At 57.4% G+C, this 2,500-nt stretch carries 1 protein-coding gene, 1 tRNA gene and 2 rRNA genes (1 of these 4 cut by a window edge); 3 read left to right on the top strand and 1 reads right to left on the bottom strand.

Annotated elements, in window-relative coordinates; genetic code table 11:
• The 3 genes from NKI25_RS05670 to NKI25_RS05660 form a co-directional block, all read left to right on the top strand.
• Positions 1 to 1,378 (top strand): 23S ribosomal RNA (locus NKI25_RS05670); it begins 1,421 nt to the left of the window's first position.
• A 96-nt stretch (positions 1,379 to 1,474) separates the two neighbouring features.
• Positions 1,475 to 1,589 (top strand): 5S ribosomal RNA (gene rrf, locus NKI25_RS05665).
• A gap of 130 nt (positions 1,590 to 1,719) precedes the next feature.
• Positions 1,720 to 1,796 (top strand) — tRNA-Met (locus NKI25_RS05660).
• Positions 1,797 to 1,980: 184 nt separating this feature from the next.
• Here NKI25_RS05660 and NKI25_RS05655 read toward each other — a convergent pair.
• Positions 1,981 to 2,500 (bottom strand): IS66 family transposase (locus NKI25_RS05655; protein WP_352998232.1); only part of this gene is annotated, 520 nt, incomplete at its 5' end.

The following is a 2,500-nucleotide window of genomic DNA, read 5'->3' as shown; positions in this document are numbered from 1 at the left end:
GGGAACCACGTTAATATTCGTGGGCCTGGAGGAAGTGACGGATCATTGAGGTAGTCCAATCTTATCGGATTGAAAGGGCTGCTGCGTGGTTCCAGGAAATAGCTCCTCCTTATAGACCGTACCCGAAACCGACACTGGTGGACTGGTAGAGTATACCAAGGCGCTTGAGAGAACTATGCTGAAGGAACTCGGCAAATTGCACGCGTAACTTCGGAAGAAGCGTGACCCTTTCATGCGCAAGCATGGGAGGGTGGCACAGACCAGGGGGTAGCGACTGTTTATCAAAAACACAGGGCTCTGCGAAGTCGCAAGACGACGTATAGGGTCTGACGCCTGCCCGGTGCTGGAAGGTTAAGAGGAGGGGTGCAAGCTCTGAATCGAAGCCCCAGTAAACGGCGGCCGTAACTATAACGGTCCTAAGGTAGCGAAATTCCTTGTCGGGTAAGTTCCGACCTGCACGAATGGCGTAACGACTTCCCCGCTGTCTCCAGCATAGACTCAGTGAAATTGAATTCCCCGTGAAGATGCGGGGTTCCTGCGGTTAGACGGAAAGACCCCGTGCACCTTTACTATAGCTTTACATTGGCATTCGTAGTGGCATGTGTAGGATAGGTGGTAGGCTTTGAAACCTGGGCGCCAGCTCAGGTGGAGCCACCCTTGAAATACCACCCTTATCACTATGGATGTCTAACCGCGGCCCGTTATCCGGGTCCGGGACAATGTATGGTGGGTAGTTTGACTGGGGCGGTCGCCTCCTAAAGAGTAACGGAGGCGCGCGATGGTGGGCTCAGAACGGTCGGAAATCGTTCGCTGAGTGCAATGGCATAAGCCTGCCTGACTGCGAGACTGACAAGTCGAGCAGAGACGAAAGTCGGTCATAGTGATCCGGTGGTCCCGCGTGGAAGGGCCATCGCTCAACGGATAAAAGGTACGCCGGGGATAACAGGCTGATGACCCCCAAGAGTCCATATCGACGGGGTTGTTTGGCACCTCGATGTCGACTCATCGCATCCTGGGGCTGGAGCAGGTCCCAAGGGTATGGCTGTTCGCCATTTAAAGCGGTACGTGAGTTGGGTTCAGAACGTCGTGAGACAGTTCGGTCCCTATCTGCCGTGGGTGTAGGAATATTGAAAGGATCTGTCCCTAGTACGAGAGGACCGGGATGGACGGATCTCTGGTGGACCTGTTGTGGCGCCAGCCGCATAGCAGGGTAGCTATATCCGGACGGGATAACCGCTGAAGGCATCTAAGCGGGAAACCCACCTTAAAACGAGTATTCCCTGAGAACCGTGGAAGACGACCACGTTGATAGGCCGGGTGTGGAAGAGCGGCAACGCTTGAAGCTTACCGGTACTAATAGTTCGATCGGCTTGATCGTTCTCATTCCTAATGCCCATTTCTGGTGACAATCCTTGGATTGCGCCGAGATGGATGGCACAGAAAACAGCTTCTCGAGCAACGTGCGTTTTGCCGACCTGGTGGTTATGGCGGAGCGGCTGCACCCGATCCCATTCCGAACTCGGCCGTGAAACGCTCCAGCGCTGATGGTACTTCGTCTCAAGACGCGGGAGAGTAGGTCGCTGCCAGGTCTGCCAAGCGCACGTTGTTTAATCTTCTCCTTACGAACAGGCCCGCCAACGGGATATCGGGCCGCGTAAGCGGCCCTTTCATTTGGCGGAAGCTTGAATCCGGTGAGCCAAGGCTTACCTTTAGGGTTGACGCGGGGTGGAGCAGCCCGGTAGCTCGTCAGGCTCATAACCTGAAGGTCACAGGTTCAAATCCTGTCCCCGCAACCAAATACGAAAACGGCCCGCCTTGTGCGGGCCGTTTTCGTATTGCTGGGCGATTGTTTCGATCCCCGTCAGGCCTCGCATGAAGCCGACACCCGGGACACCGAGACAGATCCTGCCCCCCCACCAAAATCCTTGCAATGCAAGCATCAAACCCCGGTAGCCTTAGTAAGCGCGTAGCTGATGCCGTTTAGCGCTGGTAGTTCCAAGGCATGAGCGCCTCGATATCGCTGTTTCGCCAGCCATTGGCGATGCGCTCGAGGGTCTGGGTGAGCCAGGCGTACGGATCGACCTGATTCATCTTGGCGGTGGTCAGCAGCGTGGCGATGGTGGCCCATGTCCGTCCACCGCCGTCGCTGCCAGCGAAGAGGCTGTTCTTTCGGGTAATTGTCTGTGGCCTGATCGCGCGCTCGACGGTGTTGGAGTCGATTTCGATGCGGCCGTCGGTGAGGAAGCGCTCCAGCGCGGCACGCCGGCCGAGCGCATAGCGGATCGCCTCGGCGGGCTTCGATTTTCCCGACAGCTTCGGCAGCTCCTTTTCCCACAGCGCAAAGAGAGCGGCAACGACGGCGGCGGATTTCTCCTGACGCGCAGCTATCCGAACTACCGGGTCCTGGCCGCGCACGGCCTCCTCGGCGGCCCACAGCGGGGCCATCTGCGCCACCGTCTGCGAGGCAATAACGGAGGAGCCTGCGGCATGCAGTTCGTAG

The organism is Mesorhizobium sp. M0808, from assembly GCF_040320025.1.
GTDB lineage: Bacteria > Pseudomonadota > Alphaproteobacteria > Rhizobiales > Rhizobiaceae > Mesorhizobium.
The sequence above is the reverse complement of the archived record's forward strand: the minus strand, read 5'-3'. Positions and strand labels throughout refer to the sequence as shown.